This window comes from Leucobacter manosquensis (genome assembly GCF_018304845.1).
GTDB classification, from domain to species: domain Bacteria; phylum Actinomycetota; class Actinomycetes; order Actinomycetales; family Microbacteriaceae; genus Leucobacter; species Leucobacter alluvii.
Genome location: NZ_JAFEVO010000001.1, coordinates 1107742 through 1121971, shown reverse-complemented (window position 1 = coordinate 1121971; position 14230 = coordinate 1107742). Strand labels below are relative to the sequence as shown.

Sequence of the window (14230 nt, the reverse complement as noted above, 5' to 3'; positions counted from 1 at the left end):
TGAAACTGTTTTCAGGATAGGCGCTGCATGCGGCGCCGACAAGCGCGAGCTCCGCATTGCGGACGGAAACGAGGATGTTCATGGACGAAGCGACGACCCCCTTCGAGCTCATCGAGGCATCGATCTCGGACGTGCTCGACGCGCTCTCGCGCGGCGAGATCACGAGCACCTGGCTCACCGAGCGGTACCTGGCCCGGATCGAGGCCTATGATCGCGGGTCAGAGGGACTGAACTCGATCGTCGTGGCCAATCCGCATGCGTTGCGCGACGCCGCGGAGTCGGACCGTCGCTGGCGCGAGGGGCTCGCACGCCCGCTCGAGGGGGTGCCGTTCACGGTCAAGGACTCGTACATGGTCGAGGGGCTCAGCGTCGCAGCCGGGTCGCCGGCGTTCGAGCACCTCATCGCCCAGTGGGACGCCTTCACCGTGGCCCAGCTGCGGGAAGCCGGAGCGGTGCTGGTCGGCAAGACCAACATGCCTCCGATGGCGGACGGCGGAATGCAGCGCGGCGTCTACGGGAGGGCCGAGAGCCCCTACAACCCGGAGTACCTCGCAGCGGCGTACGCCTCAGGATCCTCGAACGGCTCCGGAGTGTCGACCGCAGCGAACCTCGCCGTGTTCGGCATGGGGGAGGAGACCGTCTCATCGGGCCGCAGCCCAGCATCGAACAACGGTCTCTGCGCGTACACCCCCTCATGGGGCGTGCTCAGCATTCGGGGCAACTGGCCGCTCTTCCCGGCGAGAGACGTCGTCGTGCCGCACACGCGCTCCATGCCCGACATGCTGCGCGTGCTCGACGTGCTCGTGCGCGACGATGCCAATACTCGCGGCGACTTCTGGCGCAACCAGCAGGTCGTCGACCTGCCGAGCGCGAGTGAGCACCGGCCGGCGAGCTACCTCGACTTGAACGACCGCGAAGCGCTGCGCGGCAAGCGTTTCGCGGTGCCGGCGATGTATCTCGGCGAGGATCCCCGCTTTCCGATCGAGGTGCGCCCGTCCGTGCTCGCGCGTTTCGCAGAGGCCCGCGAGCGGCTCGAAGCGCTCGGCGCCGAGATCGTGGTCACCGATTTCCCTCTCATCGAGCAGTACGAGGGCGACCGGCCGGGCCAGGAGAACGTCGGAGCGCTCGGCGTGCTGCCCGAGGGCTGGATGGACACGGAGTTCAACCACTTCCTCGCATTCGGGTGGGACGACTTCCTGAGAGCCAATGGCGATCCGAACATCCCGAACCTCGGCGCCGTGGACCCCGACACGATCTTCCCCCAGCCACCCGGCGCGCTTCCCGATCGATACGAAGAGGTCGAAGACTACGAGAACCGGTACCGCGCCACGGTGACGATGGCGCAGACGGGAATCTCCGATCCTCGAGACCGGGCCGATTTCGCCGACGGATTGCGCGCTCTCGTTCGCCTCCGCGAGCAGCTCTTCGAGTCGTGGCTCCGCGACCAACACTTCGACGGCGTGGTCTTCCCGGCGAACGCCGACGTGGGCGCGTGGAACGCCGATGTCGATCAGACGGCGGCGGATCGCGCATGGGCGAACGGCGTCTTCTTCTCGAACGGCAACTACGCGCTGCGGCACCTCGGCATTCCGACGGTGACGACGGCGATGGGCATGATGGACGACATCGGGATGCCGGTCGGCATCACCTTCGCCGGGCGTGCGTATTCGGATCCAGAACTGCTCAGGTACGCGGCGGCGTTCGAAGCGGGCGGCAGCGGCTCACTCCGGGTCGCGCCCGCGTCGACGCCGGCGCTTCCCGAGGACCGCCTCGGGTAGCGCCGGTCGCGCGGGGCGTCAGCTCAGACGACGTCGCTCTCGGCCTCGCCGAGGGGCTCGGAGAGCGGGACGTACCGGTCCACGCTCAGGGCGAGCCGTCGCAGCAGTACGCCGAGACGGTCTCGCTCGGATTTCGGGATCCCGCTCAGCAGGCGCTCCTCGGAGTCGGTGAGGCGTGTGATCGCGGCGTCGACGAGCGTGAGGCCCCTGGGCATCATCTCGACGAGCACTCCGCGGCCGTCGTTCGGGTCGGTGAGGCGACGCACGAGATCGCGCTCCGCCATGCGATCGATGCGGTTCGTCATGGTGCCGCTCGACACCATCGTCTGCTGCCCGAGCAGTTTGGGGCTCTGACGGAACGGTTCGCCGCTGCGCCGCAGCGCGGCGAGTACGTCGAACTCCCACGACATGAGGCCTGAACGCTCGAATGCCTGCGCGCGGGCGCGGTCGATGTGCTTCGTCACGCGCCACATGCGGGAGAAGATCGCGAGCGGAGCGAAATCGAGATCCGGGCGCGCTGATTCCCAGTCCGCAATGATCCGGTCGACCTCGTCTTCGTGCTTCATCCCTCCATTATCGAGCCAGGGAGGCGTTGTTCGCGACCTGGCGTGGTGCGATGGGGAGCGGAGCCGTGGCAGACTAGTACGCGTGCCGAAATCGGCGCGGTCCGCCTTGGTGTAATGGCAGCACGACAGCCTTTGGAGCTGTTAGGTCCAGGTTCGAGTCCTGGGGGCGGAGCGATGGAACGAAGCATCGCTTCGGGTCGTCGCTCCGCGCGGCGCTTACGAGCGCCGTCAATGTCGGGGTAGCGCAGCTACTCTGTGTGTGGGGAGCGATGGAACGAAGCATCGCTTCGGGTCGTCGCTCCGCGCGGCGCTTACGAGCGCCGTCAATGTCGGGGTAGCGCAGCTACTCTGTGTGTGGGGATTGATGGAACGAAGCATCGCTTCGGGTCGTCGCCGAAGAAAGGACACCATGGCAGAGCACCTCGCAGTCGTCATTCTCGCAGCGGGTCAGGGAACCCGCATGAAGTCGGCGTTGCCGAAGGTGCTGCACCGCATCGGGGGGCGCTCGCTGATCGCGCACGTTCTCGACGCCGCAGCTGGACTCAATCCCACGCAGGTGGTGGCCGTGGTGCGCCACGAGCGGGATCGCGTCTCGGCAGCCATCCTCGAGCACGCGCCTGACACGGTGATCGTCGATCAGGATGAGGTGCCGGGCACGGGCCGCGCCGTGGAGCAGGCGCTCGCCGCACTCCCCGATGACTTCGACGGCTCGGTCGTCGTGCTCTCGGGCGACGCCCCACTCATCGACACCCCGACGCTCGAGGGGCTCGTCAAGGGTCACCTCGGCGGCGGTCGCGCGATGACGCTCCTCTCCGCCGTGTTCGACAACCCGACCGGCTTGGGGCGGATCCTGCGCGACGACAACGGCGCGGTGCTGGGCATCGTCGAGGAGAAGGACGCCGACGACGATCAGCGTCGGATCACCGAGATCAACGGCGGCATCTACGTCTTCTCGCGTCGGTCGCTGCAGACCGCGCTTGCGAGCATCGATACGAACAACGCGCAGGGTGAGAAGTACCTCACCGATGCGGCGGCCCGCATCCTCGTCACGGGCGGAGACGTCGAGGCCGTGGCGACCGATGATCCCTGGACGATCGCCGGCGTGAACGATCGAGCGCAACTCGCTGAGGCGGGTCGCGAGCTCAACGCGCGTATCGTGCGCGCGCATCAGCGGGCGGGCGTGACGATTCAGGATCCGACGACGACCTGGATCGACGCCGACGTCTCCATCGAACCGGACGTCGAGATCCTCCCCGGGACCTTTCTGCAGGGTGCGACATCGATCGCCACGGGCGCCGTCATCGGGCCGGACTCGACGCTCGTCGACTGCGAAGTGGGCCCGGACGCCCGCATTCGCCGCAGTGAGGCAACGCTCGCGGTCTTCTCGGCCGGCGTGACCGTGGGGCCTTTCTCGTACATCCGCCCCGGCACGGAACTCGGTGCAGGCGGAAAGATCGGAGCGTTCGTCGAGACTAAGAACGCGAAGATCGGCGATGGCAGCAAGGTGCCTCACCTCAGTTACGTCGGCGATGCGACGATCGGCACCGACAGCAACATCGGCGCCGGCAGCATCTTCGCGAACTACGACGGCGTGCAGAAGCACCAGACCGTGGTGGGCGATGGTGCGCGGGTCGGCTCGAAGAATGTGCTGATCGCACCCGTTACGATTGAGGACGGCACGTACACGGCGGCCGGCACGGTCGTGCGCAAGAACGTTCCGGCCGGTTCGTTGGCGATGAACGTCTCCCCTCAGCGCAACATCGAGGGATGGGTCGCGCAGAATCGTCCCGGCACGAGCACCGCTGATGCGGCGCAGCGTGCTGCGGAGCAGGAGAAGTAACCGAGGTTTGTTGGGTATGTCAGCACCGATGAGGAGCACGCAGGGATGAGCACAATCGAGATGGCCGGGCAGAAGAAGCTCGTCCTGATCACGGGCCGGGCGTACCCCGAGCTCGCCGAGCAGGTCGCCGCGGAGCTCGGGGCCGAACTCGTGCCGACTGATTCGCGCACCTTCGCGAACGGGGAGCTCTACGCGCGCTTCGATGAGAGCGTGCGCGGGTCGGACGCATTCGTGCTGCAGTCGCACACGTTCCCCATCAACGAGTGGCTCATGGAGCAGCTCATCATGGTCGACGCGCTGAAGCGAGCCTCGGCGAAGCGCATCACCGTTGTGGCGCCCTTCTACCCGTATTCGCGTCAAGACAAGAAGGGGCGCGGTCGTGAGCCGATCTCCGCCCGCCTCGTCGCCGATCTCTTCAAGGCAGCCGGAGCCGACCGCATCATGTCGGTCGACCTCCACGCACCGCAGATTCAGGGTTTCTTCGACGGCCCCGTCGACCACCTCTTCGCGATGCCCGTGCTGCTCGAGCACTTCCGCAAGACGATCGCCCGCGACGATCTGACGGTCGTCTCTCCCGACATGGGGCGCGTGCGTGTCGCCGACGTGTGGAGCGACAAGCTCGATGCGCCCCTCGCGATCATTCACAAGCGGCGCGATCCGCTGGTGCCGAACCAGGTATCGGTGCACGAGATCGTCGGTACCGTGAAGGATCGCTGGTGCGTGGTCGTCGACGACATGATCGACACGGGTGGCACGATCGCGAAGGCAGCCGAGGCGCTGAAGGCGAATGGTGCTCGCGGTGTGACGATCGCCTGCACCCACGCCATCTTCTCCGGACGTGCGATCGAGCACCTGTCGCAGGAGTTCATCGACCAGGTCGTCGTGACCGACACGCTTCCGGTGCCTGCCGAGAAGCGCTTCGACAAGCTGACGGTGCTGTCGATCGCGCCGCTCCTCGCCAAGGCGATTCACGAGGTCTTCGAGGACGGCTCCGTCACCTCCATGTTTGAGGGCGCGGCCTAGCGAAAACGCATCGCGTTTTCGGTCGGCCGCGGCGACGCTACAGCGCCGGCCCACGGAGCGGAGCGCGGGGTGGCGGCCTAGCGAAAACGCATCGCGTTTTCGGTCGGCCGCGGTGGCGCTACAGCGCCGGCCCACGGAGCGGAGCGCGGGGCGCGGCTTGGCACAACGCATCGCGTTTTCGTGCGCGGAGTGGTGGAATGGGCGCATCACTGCACGGAGGAGGCCGCCATGTCCAAGTACCTGATCTCGTTTCCGAGCGACGCGATGGTGGTGTCAGACGCTGAGTTCCCGCAGGTCGTCGCCGACTCTCACGCGGTCGTGCGTGAGGCCAAATCGGCCGGTGTGTGGGTGTTCGGCGGAGGCATCGATGAAGCGGTCGCGCCTGTGAGCGTCGACGCAGACGGAACCGTGCTGCCGGGGGCCTCCCCCCTCACCGGAGGGTTCACCGTGATTGAGGCTCCGTCTCGCGAGGTCGCGCTCGAATGGGCGGCGCGTTTCGCTCGGGCGTGCCGATGCCAGCAGGAGGTCCGCCAGTTCGGCGACGACGCGGAGAGCTGAGACGGCGCCCACCGGCGCACCGACCCCCTACCGGAGCGCCGGTAGGGGGTCGGTGACGAGTAGCGGGTTGGCCTATTCCGGTACGACGTCCACGAGCTTCGTGCCGTACGCGCCCGGCTCGGTGCCGTGGCCGATCTGCGCGTACTGCTGCGGCGAACGCGAGCGCATGACGAGCGCCCAGACGATCCCGATGATGGCGGCGGCGAAGACGATGCCGGGCAGGAGGAACGTCGTCGCATCGGGCTCGGTCTGACCGAGCATCAGCGGGAAGTTCTGCAGGATCATGATGAAGACCCACAGCAGCGCTGCGCCTGACACCGCTGGCGCGATGACGGTGACCCAGATGCTGAGCCCGCGCCGATCACGGGCGAAGTAGCCGATCACCGCGATGGCGGTGATCGCCATGAGGAGCACTAGGCCCATGGCTCCCGTGTTCGTGAGCCAGGTGAACATGGTAAGCACGGGGAAGAGGAACGCGGAGTCTCCGAGTCCTGCGGCTCCTCCGAAGACCTCGCCGCCGAGGACGAACGCGATGACGACGATGACTGCGATGACGGTCTGCGCGACGGAGCCGGCCCAGGGTGCGCCGGCTCGCGAGGTGCGTGCGAACCAGACAGGCAGCACCCCTTCGCGGCCGAGCGAGAAGAAGTAGCGGGCGACCGCATTGTGGAAGGCCTGCAGTGAGGCGAAGAGGCTGGTCAGGAAGAGGAGCGTCATGATGTCGGAGACGATCACTCCGGTCTGATCCGTCATGAACACGAACATGAGGTCGGGGCCGAACTCCTGGGAAGAGCCGACGATCGCCGAGGGGCCGATCCCCACCGAGAAGGCCCACGCGCTGAACGCGTAGAAGATGCCGATGATGGCGATCGCCGCGTAGGTCGCGCGGGGCACGGTGCGCTTCGGATCCTTCGCCTCTTCACCGTAGATCGCCGCGCCCTCGAAGCCCATGAAGGCGGCGACGCCGAAGACCAGGATGATGCCGAGCGCCGGACCGAAGAGCGCGGTGGGGTCGAGCGCGGCTGCGGAGGCGCCCTCCGGGGCGGCCCCGAACGAGACGATGTCGAAGAGGATGACGACGAGGAACTCGAGCCCGACGAGCACGCCGAGCACCTTCGCGGAGAGATCGACGCGGTTCACGCCGAGCACGCCGACGACCACGATGCAGAGCAGGATCCACAGCCACCAGGGCGACGCGAAGCCGAACTTCGCCTCGAGGAACATGGAGAGCTGGAACCCGAAGAGGCCGTAGATGCCGACCTGCATGGCGTTGTACGAGACGAGCGCGATGAGGGAGGCGCCGACACCGAGCGGGCGCGCGAGACCCTGAGAGATGTACGCGTAGAAGGCGCCGGCGTTGGTGATGTGGCGTCCCATGGCGGTGTACCCCACGGCGAAGACGGTGAGAATCACGGCGATCAGCAGGAACCCGAGCGGCACTCCGAGCGACTCGGTAACCGCGAACGAGGTTGTGACGCCGCCGGCGATGACGGTGAGCGGCGCGGAGGCGGCGATGATCATGAGGGTGATCGCGGGGACGCCGAGTGTGCGGCGGCTCAGGCCTGGGTCGTGCTCGGCGGCGGTGGTCTCGGACCGGGGCGCGGTGCTCGGTGCGCTCATCGGGGTACTTCCTCTCACAAATGGCGGCGTTGCCGGTGCGGGGCGAGGTACGACAGCCCGCTGCGCTGACGAGTCTAAGAAGCGCGGGGCGAGAGGGGCTATGCGTGGAGCGCAGGGGACCTGGACATGCGCGCAAGGCTGTCCAGATGGATAGTCGATGAGATGTGCGGGAGCGGGAACGGCGACGGGCCGGGGCGCACTGCGCCCCGGCCCGGATCCTGCATCAGTACTCAGAGGGTGTTGCCGAGCTTGAAGCCCTTCTCGCCCTCACTGTCGCGGGTGTACGAGAACCCGTCGGCGCCAATGGTCACGGCCATCTCGGAGCTATCGGTACGCGCGACGACCGGCTGCGGATTGCCGTCGAGATCGAGCACGAGCGACCCGTCGGTGTACCACGACGGCACGACCGGGTTCCCCCACCAATCGCGGCGCTGATTGTCGTGCACATCCCAGGTGACGACGGGGTTGTCGGGATCCCCGGTGTAGTAGTCCTGGGTGTACACCTCGACCCGATGGCCGTCGGGGTCGCGCAGGTAGAGGTAGAACGCGTTCGAGACGCCGTGGCGGCCCGGGCCGCGCTCGATGCTGTCCGACTTGCGCAGCGCGCCGAGCTTGTCGCAGATCGCCAGGATGTTGTGCTTCTCGTGGGTCGCGAAGCAGACGTGGTGCATGCGCGGCCCGTCACCGCCCGTCATCGCCGTGTCGTGCACCGTCGGCTTGCGGCGCATCCATGCCGCGTAAACGGTGCCCTCGTTGTCCTGGATGTCCTCGGTGACGCGGAAGCCGAGATTCTGCATGAATCCCACCGCGCGCGGCACATCGGGCGTGATCTGGTTGAAGTGGTCGAGCCTCACGAGCTCGCCCGGCACGTGCAGGTCGTAGCGCCAGGACATGCGCTCCGTGTGCTCGGTCTGATGGAAGAACTCGTAGGGGAACCCGAGCGGATCCACCACGCGCACCGAGTCGCCGATGCCTCGTACGAAGCCGTTCGGGTTGCGACGCACCTCGCAGCCGAGCTCCTCGTAGAAGGCGACGGCCAGGTCCAGATCCTCAGGAGTGCGCACGCGGTAGGAGAACGCGGCGACCGCGGCGACCGGTCCCTTGCGCAGCACGAGGTTGTGGTGGATGAACTCCTCGGTGGAACGGAGGTAGATCGCCTCGTCGTCCTCGGTCGTCACGTAGAGCCCGAGAACATCGACGTAGAATTCGCGCGATGCGGCGAGGTCGGTGACGATGAGCTCCATGTACGCGCAGCGCAGGATGTCGGGTGCGGGTGACGTCGGGGCGGCGATCGGATCGTCCGAGATGATCGGGGCCTCCTTCGTCACCCAGAATCCCGCGGACTGCTTGTCTTCTTCATTCAGTTTTGCCATGGTGTGCCTCCTTGCGATTCCCTGACGACCGGCCGGTTACGGAGCGACGACGCCGAATTTGGGCGAGTGCGCTTCGTTGAGCGTGATGTGCACGGCCTGCTGATCGGTGTAGAAATCGATGGAGCGGTAGCCGCCCTCGTGCCCGAGACCCGAGGCCTTCACGCCGCCGAACGGGGTGCGCAGGTCGCGGACGTTGTTCGAGTTGAGCCACACCATTCCCGCGTCCACCGACTGCGAGAAGTTGTGCGCGCGCTTCAGGTTCGAGGTCCAGATGTACGCGGCGAGACCGTACTTCGTGTTGTTCGCGAGCTCGAGCGCCTCCTCGTCGGTGTCGAACGGCGTGATCGCGACGACGGGCCCGAAGATCTCCTCCTGGAAGATCCGCGCGTCGGGGGAGACGTCGGCGAACACCGTCGGCGCGACGTAATTGCCGGTGGGGAATCCCTCGGGGCGCCCGCCTCCGGCGACGAGCCGGGCCTCGCCCTTGCCGATCTCGACGTAGCTCATCACCTTGTCGTAGTGCTCGGGGTGGACGAGCGCTCCGACCTCGGTCGCGGGGTCGGACGGCAGGCCGACGACCACGTTCTTGGCGCGCTCGGCGTAGCGCTCCACGAACTCGTCGTAGATCTCCCGCTGCACGAGGATCCGGCTGCCAGCGGTGCAGCGCTCGCCGTTCAGGCTGAAGACGCCGAACACGGTGGCGTCGAGCGCGGCTTCGAGATCGGCGTCGGCGAAGACGACCGCTGGACTCTTCCCGCCGAGCTCCATGGAGAGGCCCTTGAGGAAGGGGGCTGCGTTGCCGAAGATCAGCGATCCCGTGCTGCTCTCTCCGGTGAAGGAGATGAGCGGGACATCGGGGTGCTTGACCAGCGCATCGCCGGCCTCCTCGCCGAGGCCGTTGACGAGGTTGAAGACGCCGTCGGGCACTCCGGCTTCGCGGAAGATCTCCGCCCAGAGCGATGCCGAGAGAGGCGTGAACTCGGCGGGCTTGAGGACCACGGTGTTCCCCGTCGCGAGCGCGGGGCCCAGCTTCCAGGATTCGAGCATGAACGGGGTGTTCCACGGCGTGATGAGTCCGGCGACGCCGATCGGCTTGCGGTTCACGTAGTTGATCTGGCGGCCGGGCACCTTGAAGGTGTCGTCGTGCTGAGCGACGATGAGGTCGGCGAAGAAGCGGAAGTTCTCGGCAGCGCGGCGCGCCTGGCCTTTCGCCTGCGTGATCGGCAGACCGGAGTCGAAGCTCTCGAGCTCGGCGAGCTGCGCGTCGCGGGATTCCACGATGTCGGCGATCTTGTGCAGAACGCGCGAGCGCTCCCGGGGCAGGAGCTTCGGCCAGGGGCCCTCCTGGAACGCGCGCTTCGCCGCGGCGACGGCACGGTCGACATCGGCCTGCTGGCCGGCGGCGGCCTGAATGTAGTTCTCGTTGGTGACGGGATCGAGCACGTCGAACGTCTCGCCTCCCACCGAGTCGACGAATTCGCCGTCGATGAAATGGCGGATGCGGTCTGGGAGCCCTGCGGGCTTCTGGTGCGTCATGCGATTTCCTCCAAGTGGGCCGCGGTCAGGCCGCGGGGTGCTGCTGGTGGTGATGTTCTTCGGTGTACGCGAGCACGGCGTCCAGCGTCGCCGTGCGGTGAGCGCGCGCTGCGAGTTCGATCTCGAGTGGTTCCGCTCGTCGCTCGATGAGGCGCAGGAGCTGCTCGTGCTCGTCGACGGATTCCGTTGCGCGGGCGGGAACGAAGCTGAACGACGAGTTGCGCAGTACGTTCATGCGGTTCCAGCCGCGGTGGACGAGGTCGAGGATGTGGGGGTTGGGGCACGCCTCGAAGAGCACGCTGTGGAACTCGAGATTGAGCGCGGTGAATCGCTGGGGATCGAACGCACCCGACAGCGACTCGCGCATGCGGTCGTTGATGGCGCGAGCGCGCGCGATCTGGTCGGCGGTGATGTCGGGAGCGGCGAGACCGGTCGCCGATCCTTCGACGAGCGCGAGTGTCTGCATGGTGTGCAGGTACTCCGTCTCCTTGATGAGCGCGACTTGCGCCCCCACGTTGCGCTCGAAGGTGACGAGCTGCTCGGCTTCCAGGCGCCGGATCGCCTCACGGACGGGCACCACTGACATCTCCAGCTCGGCGGCGATCGGTGCGAGCACCAGTCGGTACCCGGGCACGTACTGACCGCTGTCGATGCGCGAGCGGATCAGCCGGTACGCCTGCTCCGACTTCGATTCGACTCCCATGGGTCAGCGCTCCGCCTTCTGGGCGCGCGCGGCTTCGTACTTCGCGCGCCACTCGGCGTTCATGGGGAACAGCCCATCGACCGGGGCGCCGGCGGCGACCTGCTCGGCCACCCAGGCGTCGGCCTCCTCCTGGGCAGCGGCCTCGGCCGCGACCTCGGCGATCAGGGCCGGCGGGATCACGATGACACCGTCTCGGTCGCCCATGATGATGTCTCCCGGCTGCACCGCGGCGCCGCCGCAGCCGATGGTCACATCGACCTCCCAGGGCACATGCCTCCGGCCGAGCACGCTCGGGTGAGCGCCCTGCGAGAAGACGGGGATGTCGAACTGCTGCACCGCCGCGAAGTCGCGCACCCCGCCGTCGGTGACGATTCCGGCCGCCCCGCGCACCTGCGCGCGCAGTGCGAGCACATCTCCGACGGTGCCGGTCTCGGGCACGCCGCGAGCCTCGACGACCAGCACCTCACCCGGATTGACCGTGTCGAACGCGCGCTTCTGGGCATTGAACCCGCCCCCGTGCGCTGCGAAGAGGTCGGGGCGGAACGGGATGAAGCGGAGGGTCTTCGCGGTGCCGAGGATCGTGTCGCCCTCGTGGTTCGGGTGCACTCCGTCGATGAAGACGTCGACGTACCCGCGCTTGCGCAGGGCGGCCGAAACGGTGGCCACGGCGACGCCGTCGAGCTGGGCGCGAATGTCGTCGGTGAGAGGCGACTCCGGCCCGGACGCGTCGCCTTCGCTCTCGAGCGGAGCGGAGAGCGGTGTCGCTCGTCCGGCCTCGACGGCTGCAGCGTGCTCCTCCTCGCTGCCCCAGGCTTCGATGCGCTGCAAGTCGTCGACCTGAGGCTGCGAGCCGAAGTCTCCGAACGGGGTCGTGCCCTGGGTCACCGTGGTGACGAGTCGGCCGGTGCTCGGAGCGCCGGGAGCATTCGGGGCATCGACTTCGACCTCGACGACGTCGCCGGGCACGACGACCGAGGAGCCAGCGGGTGTGCCGGTCAGGATCACATCACCGGTTTCGAGCGTCAGGTGCTGGGAGAGATCGGCGACGAGCTGCCCGAACGGGAACGCCAGGGTTGCGCTCGAGTCGTCCTGCACGAGCTCGCCGTTGACCCAGGTGCGTACGCGCCAGGCGTCCGCACTGATTCCTTCAGTCGGAATGGCGCGCGGGCCGATCGGGGTGTAGCCGTCGCCGCCCTTGTTGCGCAGGTTCGAGCCCTTGTCGGCCGAGCGCAGATCGTAGAGACCGAGGTCGTTCGCAGCGGTGACGGCGGCGACGTGCTTCCAGCCGTCTTCGGGAGAGACGCGGCGTGCCGGCGCACCGATGACGAGCGCGATCTCGCCCTCGAACGCGAGCAGCTCGGTGCCGGCCGGGCGTTCGACGGTGCCGCCGGTCGGTGCCAGTGACGACGCCGGCTTCAGGAAGTACGACGGGTGCTTCGGCGTGCGGCCGCGCTGTGCGATCCGCGAGGGGTAGTTGAGGTGCACGGCGATGATTTTCCCGGGCGTCTGGATGCCCAGTTCTGCGATTCCGAATGTCATCGTGACCTCACTTCTCGGTTGTATCTGAAATCGTATACGATTCGTGCTGGCTTGCCAAGGGGCAGAGCCCTCGCCGGGGCCTGCGAGCTGCGCTTTCCATTCAGTAGGAGGCGCGCTTCGACTCGTCATCGCCTCTGAAGCGCGCGACGAGTGCCTCCGTCTGTCGCGCGAGGATGGCGACGTCGGCTCCGACGGCGACGAACGATGCGCCGGCCTCGACGTACCGCTCGGCGTCTTCGGGCACGAAGGCGTTGACGCCGGCCGGCTTGCCTGCCGCGATCGCCCGTCGGATCGTGCCGAGCACCGCCTCGACCACATCGGGATGATTCTGCTGTCCGAGCAGGCCCATGGACGCTGCGAGGTCCGACGGGCCGATGAAGATCGCATCCACGCCGTCGACCGCGAGAATCCGGTCTGCGTCGGCGACCGCCGCGGCGGATTCGATCTGTACGGTGAGGCTGATCGTCTCGTCTGCGCGCTGCAGATAGTCATCCACGCGGTTCCACCTCGCGGAGCGGGCGAGAGCCGACCCGACGCCGCGCACCCCGCGCGGCGGGTAGCGCACGGCGCGAACGATCTCCTCGGCCTGTGCCGCCGAGTCCACCATCGGAACGAGCAGGTTCTGCACGCCGAGGTCGAGGAACTGCTTGATCGTCACCGTGTCGCCGTACGGGACGCGCACGAGCGGTGCGACCGGATACGCCGCCATCGCGTGCAGCTGCGCGAGCACCGACTCGAGCCCGTTGGGGGAGTGCTCGGCGTCGAGGAGCACCCAGTCGCAACCGCTGCCGGCGACGATCTCGGCCGTCACCGGGCTGCTCGCCGACGCCCAGAGGCCGATCAGGGCGCGGTCCGATGCGGCGAGTCGGTCGCGGAGCGTCTCAGGGAGACTCAGATGAAGCGGCATGTCACCGACCCCAGCTCGTGGTAGTCGGCGTGCACGGTGTCCCCGCGCTCGACCCACATGGGCTTGGTGAACGACCCAGCGAGAATGATCTCGCCCGCGTCGAGCGTCTGGCCGTGCTGCGCGAGTTTGTTCGCAAGCCAGGCCACCCCGAGTGCCGGGTGCCCGAGTACGGCACCCGCGACCCCGGAATCCTCGATCGTCTCGTTGCGGTAGAGCAGTGCTTTCGCCCAGGTGAGGTCGACCTCGTCGACCTTCACCGGACGACCGCCGAGCACCATGGCTCCCATGGCGGCGTTGTCGCTGATCGTATCGACGATGGTGCGGCCCTCGAGTTCGAGATGGGAGTTGAGGATCTCAAGCGCCGGCACCACGTAGGCCGTCGCGTCGAGCACATCGAACAGGTTGACGTTCGGCCCAGTGAGGGGTTTCGCGAGTACGAATGCGAGTTCCACTTCGATGCGCACGTTCGAGAACCTGTCGAACTCGATGGCGGCCCCTGACTCGTGCACCATGTCGTCGTGGATGACTCCGTAGTCGGGCTCGCTGATGCCGGTGGCGACCTGCATCACCTTCGAGGTGAGGCCGATCTTGCGGCCGACGAGGCGGGCCCCGGCGGCGATGCGCCGATCCGACCACTCCTTCTGAATGGCGTACGAGTCCTCGATCACCATGTCGGGGTACCGGGTGGTCAGTCGGGGGAGGATCGCGCGATCCTTGTCCGCCTGCACCAGTTCGTCTGCAATGGCTGCAATCTGCGTCTGCTCGAGCACGTGACCTCCGTTGTCTG

The 14230-nt window shown here is 67.3% G+C and carries 12 protein-coding genes and 1 tRNA gene; 5 read left to right on the top strand and 8 right to left on the bottom strand.

Annotation, left to right across the window (positions count from 1 at the left end):
* The first annotated feature begins 80 nt into the window (after positions 1–80).
* Entirely contained in the window at positions 81–1778 is a 1698-nt protein-coding gene (locus tag JSQ98_RS05140; RefSeq protein WP_211648639.1) for an amidase, read from the top strand.
* Positions 1779–1801: 23 nt separating this feature from the next.
* Here the strand turns inward: JSQ98_RS05140 and JSQ98_RS05135 are convergent, their stop codons facing one another.
* Positions 1802–2344, bottom strand: a complete 543-nt coding sequence (locus tag JSQ98_RS05135; protein ID WP_200331675.1) for a MarR family winged helix-turn-helix transcriptional regulator — start codon at positions 2342–2344, stop codon at positions 1802–1804.
* A gap of 100 nt (positions 2345–2444) precedes the next feature.
* Here JSQ98_RS05135 and JSQ98_RS05130 point away from each other — a divergent pair.
* The 4 genes from JSQ98_RS05130 (at position 2445) to JSQ98_RS05115 (ending at position 5765) form a co-directional block, all read left to right on the top strand.
* Positions 2445–2516 (top strand) — tRNA-Gln (locus JSQ98_RS05130).
* Positions 2517–2753: 237 nt separating this feature from the next.
* A complete protein-coding gene (gene glmU / locus JSQ98_RS05125; RefSeq protein ID WP_211648638.1) occupies positions 2754–4184 on the top strand; it encodes a bifunctional UDP-N-acetylglucosamine diphosphorylase/glucosamine-1-phosphate N-acetyltransferase GlmU in 1431 nt (476 codons plus the stop codon).
* Between the two features lie 45 nt (positions 4185–4229).
* Entirely contained in the window at positions 4230–5207 is a 978-nt protein-coding gene (locus JSQ98_RS05120) for a ribose-phosphate diphosphokinase (RefSeq protein WP_200331679.1), read from the top strand.
* A gap of 228 nt (positions 5208–5435) precedes the next feature.
* The gene (locus JSQ98_RS05115; RefSeq protein WP_211648637.1) at positions 5436–5765 is read left to right on the top strand and encodes a YciI family protein; all 330 of its coding nucleotides are present in this window, start codon (positions 5436–5438) and stop codon (positions 5763–5765) included.
* A gap of 72 nt (positions 5766–5837) precedes the next feature.
* Here JSQ98_RS05115 and JSQ98_RS05110 read toward each other — a convergent pair whose 3' ends face one another.
* The 7 genes from JSQ98_RS05110 to JSQ98_RS05080 all read right to left on the bottom strand — a co-directional run bounded on the left by JSQ98_RS05110 (position 5838) and on the right by JSQ98_RS05080 (position 14213).
* Positions 5838–7385: an APC family permease gene (locus tag JSQ98_RS05110; RefSeq protein WP_211648636.1), complete on the bottom strand. Its 1548-nt coding sequence runs from the start codon at positions 7383–7385 to the stop codon at positions 5838–5840.
* A gap of 230 nt (positions 7386–7615) precedes the next feature.
* Positions 7616–8758, bottom strand: a complete 1143-nt coding sequence (gene hpaD / locus JSQ98_RS05105) for a 3,4-dihydroxyphenylacetate 2,3-dioxygenase (protein WP_090150243.1) — start codon at positions 8756–8758, stop codon at positions 7616–7618.
* A gap of 36 nt (positions 8759–8794) precedes the next feature.
* Positions 8795–10294 (bottom strand): 5-carboxymethyl-2-hydroxymuconate semialdehyde dehydrogenase, encoded by a 1500-nt coding sequence (gene hpaE, locus JSQ98_RS05100; protein WP_211648635.1) that lies wholly within the window; start codon positions 10292–10294, stop codon positions 8795–8797.
* 25 nt (positions 10295–10319) lie between these two features.
* Positions 10320–10997 (bottom strand): GntR family transcriptional regulator, encoded by a 678-nt coding sequence (locus tag JSQ98_RS05095; RefSeq protein ID WP_090150238.1) that lies wholly within the window; start codon positions 10995–10997, stop codon positions 10320–10322.
* A 3-nt stretch (positions 10998–11000) separates the two neighbouring features.
* Positions 11001–12536 carry a fumarylacetoacetate hydrolase family protein gene (locus tag JSQ98_RS05090; protein WP_211648633.1) on the bottom strand — a complete coding sequence of 512 codons (1536 nt, stop codon included), beginning with the start codon at positions 12534–12536 and terminating at the stop codon, positions 11001–11003.
* 100 nt (positions 12537–12636) lie between these two features.
* On the bottom strand, positions 12637–13443 hold the full coding sequence (locus JSQ98_RS05085; protein WP_211648631.1) for an HpcH/HpaI aldolase family protein: 807 nt from the start codon (positions 13441–13443) through the stop codon (positions 12637–12639).
* Positions 13428–14213 carry a fumarylacetoacetate hydrolase family protein gene (locus JSQ98_RS05080; protein ID WP_090150230.1) on the bottom strand — a complete coding sequence of 262 codons (786 nt, stop codon included), beginning with the start codon at positions 14211–14213 and terminating at the stop codon, positions 13428–13430. The genes JSQ98_RS05085 and JSQ98_RS05080 overlap by 16 nt, the downstream gene beginning before the upstream one ends.
* Positions 14214–14230 lie beyond the last annotated feature (17 nt).

Bases quoted from the DNA above. Each gene is read 5' to 3' on its own strand.
- JSQ98_RS05115 (WP_211648637.1), top strand. From the start codon at position 5,436: ATGTCCAAGTACCTGATCTCGTTTCCGAGCGACGCGATGGTGGTGTCA.
- JSQ98_RS05085 (WP_211648631.1), bottom strand. From the start codon at position 13,443: ATGCCGCTTCATCTGAGTCTCCCTGAGACGCTCCGCGACCGACTCGCC.
- hpaE (WP_211648635.1), bottom strand. From the start codon at position 10,294: ATGACGCACCAGAAGCCCGCAGGGCTCCCAGACCGCATCCGCCATTTC.
- hpaD (WP_090150243.1), bottom strand. From the start codon at position 8,758: ATGGCAAAACTGAATGAAGAAGACAAGCAGTCCGCGGGATTCTGGGTG.
- JSQ98_RS05110 (WP_211648636.1), bottom strand. From the start codon at position 7,385: ATGAGCGCACCGAGCACCGCGCCCCGGTCCGAGACCACCGCCGCCGAG.
- JSQ98_RS05090 (WP_211648633.1), bottom strand. From the start codon at position 12,536: ATGACATTCGGAATCGCAGAACTGGGCATCCAGACGCCCGGGAAAATC.
- JSQ98_RS05120 (WP_200331679.1), top strand. From the start codon at position 4,230: ATGAGCACAATCGAGATGGCCGGGCAGAAGAAGCTCGTCCTGATCACG.
- JSQ98_RS05140 (WP_211648639.1), top strand. From the start codon at position 81: ATGGACGAAGCGACGACCCCCTTCGAGCTCATCGAGGCATCGATCTCG.
- JSQ98_RS05135 (WP_200331675.1), bottom strand. From the start codon at position 2,344: ATGAAGCACGAAGACGAGGTCGACCGGATCATTGCGGACTGGGAATCA.
- glmU (WP_211648638.1), top strand. From the start codon at position 2,754: ATGGCAGAGCACCTCGCAGTCGTCATTCTCGCAGCGGGTCAGGGAACC.
- JSQ98_RS05095 (WP_090150238.1), bottom strand. From the start codon at position 10,997: ATGGGAGTCGAATCGAAGTCGGAGCAGGCGTACCGGCTGATCCGCTCG.